Source organism: Sulfitobacter sp. (assembly GCF_041552635.1).
Taxonomy (GTDB): Bacteria; Pseudomonadota; Alphaproteobacteria; order Rhodobacterales; family Rhodobacteraceae; genus Sulfitobacter.
Genome location: NZ_JBFEKM010000346.1, coordinates 1 through 1,671 on the forward strand (window position 1 = coordinate 1; position 1,671 = coordinate 1,671).

The following is a 1,671-nucleotide window of genomic DNA, read 5'->3' on the forward strand; positions in this document are numbered from 1 at the left end:
GAAGCCGTCGAAGCGCATTTGAACTATGTTGAAAACGCCCTGCGAGACCAGCAGAAATCCGAGCGCAACGAAGAAGTCGCCCGTCAGCGCCTAGAGCACGCGACCCAGACTGACTGACACAACAATCTAATTGAAAGAAGGTGCCGGCTTTAACGACAAAAGGCCCCGAAGATCCTTCGAGGCCTTTTTAAATTTTTGAGCTAAAGAGCGTTAGTGCAGTTTGCTGTCCACATCCGCGATTGCGGCGTCAATCAGCGCATTGCCTTCGGCAGCTGTCATCTGCTTGGCGATTACGTCTTTGGCTGAGGCGATCGCGATAATAATCGCTTGGTCACGGACCTCTTTGACGGCAGCAGCTTGGGCAGATTCAATCTGGTCCTGCGCAGTGGCCACACGGCGTGCAATCGATTTTTCAAGATCGGCGCGCGCCTGATCAGCGGCCTCTTGTGCCTCGGCTTTGGCAGCGGTCACAATGCGATCCGCCTGATCCTTGACCTCTTGTTGCTTGCGCTCATAGCTGGCCAGCAATGTCTGCGCTTCTTCGCGCAGGGCACGTGCCTCTTCCAACTCGGACTTGATGCCTGTGGCACGTTTGTCCAGCATGCCACCGATCAAGGAAGGCACCTTGAAATAGAACAACACGCCGATGAAAAGGATGAACGCCAGCAGCACCACAAAGTCGGTGTTGTGCAGCGATACGAACGCACCGCCAGCAGCAAATGCAGGCGAGGCAACCATAGCCGCGATCAAAGCAGAGAAAGTCAAACGCATGGCTTATCCTTTCATCCGGGCATCGACAGCCGCGGAAACAGTTTTCGCATCAGCAGAACCGCCCAATGCCGCAACAATCGCCTGAGCGGTGTCTTTCGCAACATCTTCCACGTTCTTCATCGCGCCTTCACGGATTTCAGAAATGGCCTTTTCGGATTCAACAGCCTTGGCTGCGATGTCGGCATCTGCCACGGCAATCGCCTTGTCCAGATCGGCCTGAATATCCGCTTTGGCTTCAGAGATGATGCGCTGCGCTTCAGCGCGGGCATCGATCAAAGCTTTGTCATATTGTGCTTCTGCTTCTGTCGCCTTGACCTTCAGGTCTTCGGCAGCAGCAATGTCATTCGTAATCGTGCCCTGACGTTCCGCCAGAACAGACCCGATGCGCGGCAAAGCAACCCGCGAAAGGATAAAATAGATCGCGACCAGCGCAACGACCAGCCAGAAAATCTGGTTGCCGAACCATTCGCCACAAAGCTGCGGCATGCCAATGGCACTGCCAAATTCACTGACACATGTGCCAGCGATTTCCATATCAATCGGTTCAGTCGCCATATTGGCCTCCTGTCAAACCAGTCAAATCCCTTGGGCAGCGCACATCTGCGCGCTGCCCGAAGCGTAAGGAAGTGTCAGTCTGACGCTTAAACGGCGAACATCAACAGCAGAGCGACGAGGAACGAGAAGATCCCCAGAGCTTCTGCAAAGGCGATGCCGATGAAGAGTGTTGCAGTCTGACCAGCAGCTGCCGAAGGGTTGCGCAGTGCGCCGGCAAGGTAGTTGCCTGCAACGTTGCCCACACCGACTGCCGCGCCGCCCATGCCCATGCATGCCAGACCCGCGCCAATGTATGCGCCCATTTGTACGATATCGCCTTCCATGAGAATTCTCCTTACGATGGAA

3 protein-coding genes and 1 pseudogene are annotated in these 1,671 nt (G+C 55.1%); 1 reads left to right on the forward strand and 3 read right to left on the reverse strand.

The annotated features are described in order from the left end of the window. Nucleotides 1-117 (forward strand): annotated as a pseudogene (locus ABYT07_RS20940) (GntR family transcriptional regulator); the annotation flags it as partial. A gap of 93 nt (nt 118-210) precedes the next feature. On the opposite strand, the gene ABYT07_RS20945 reads toward ABYT07_RS20940, so the two are convergent. From ABYT07_RS20945 to ABYT07_RS20955, 3 genes are all read right to left on the reverse strand, one after another. Next, nucleotides 211-771: a F0F1 ATP synthase subunit B gene (locus ABYT07_RS20945; protein ID WP_372993926.1), complete on the reverse strand. Its 561-nt coding sequence runs from the start codon at nt 769-771 to the stop codon at nt 211-213. Between the two features lie 3 nt (nt 772-774). Continuing rightward, a complete protein-coding gene (locus ABYT07_RS20950) occupies nt 775-1,326 on the reverse strand; it encodes a F0F1 ATP synthase subunit B' (protein ID WP_372993927.1) in 552 nt (183 codons plus the stop codon). Nucleotides 1,327-1,412: 86 nt separating this feature from the next. Beyond that, nucleotides 1,413-1,649 carry a F0F1 ATP synthase subunit C gene (locus tag ABYT07_RS20955; RefSeq protein ID WP_008227326.1) on the reverse strand — a complete coding sequence of 79 codons (237 nt, stop codon included), beginning with the start codon at nt 1,647-1,649 and terminating at the stop codon, nt 1,413-1,415. Nucleotides 1,650-1,671 lie beyond the last annotated feature (22 nt).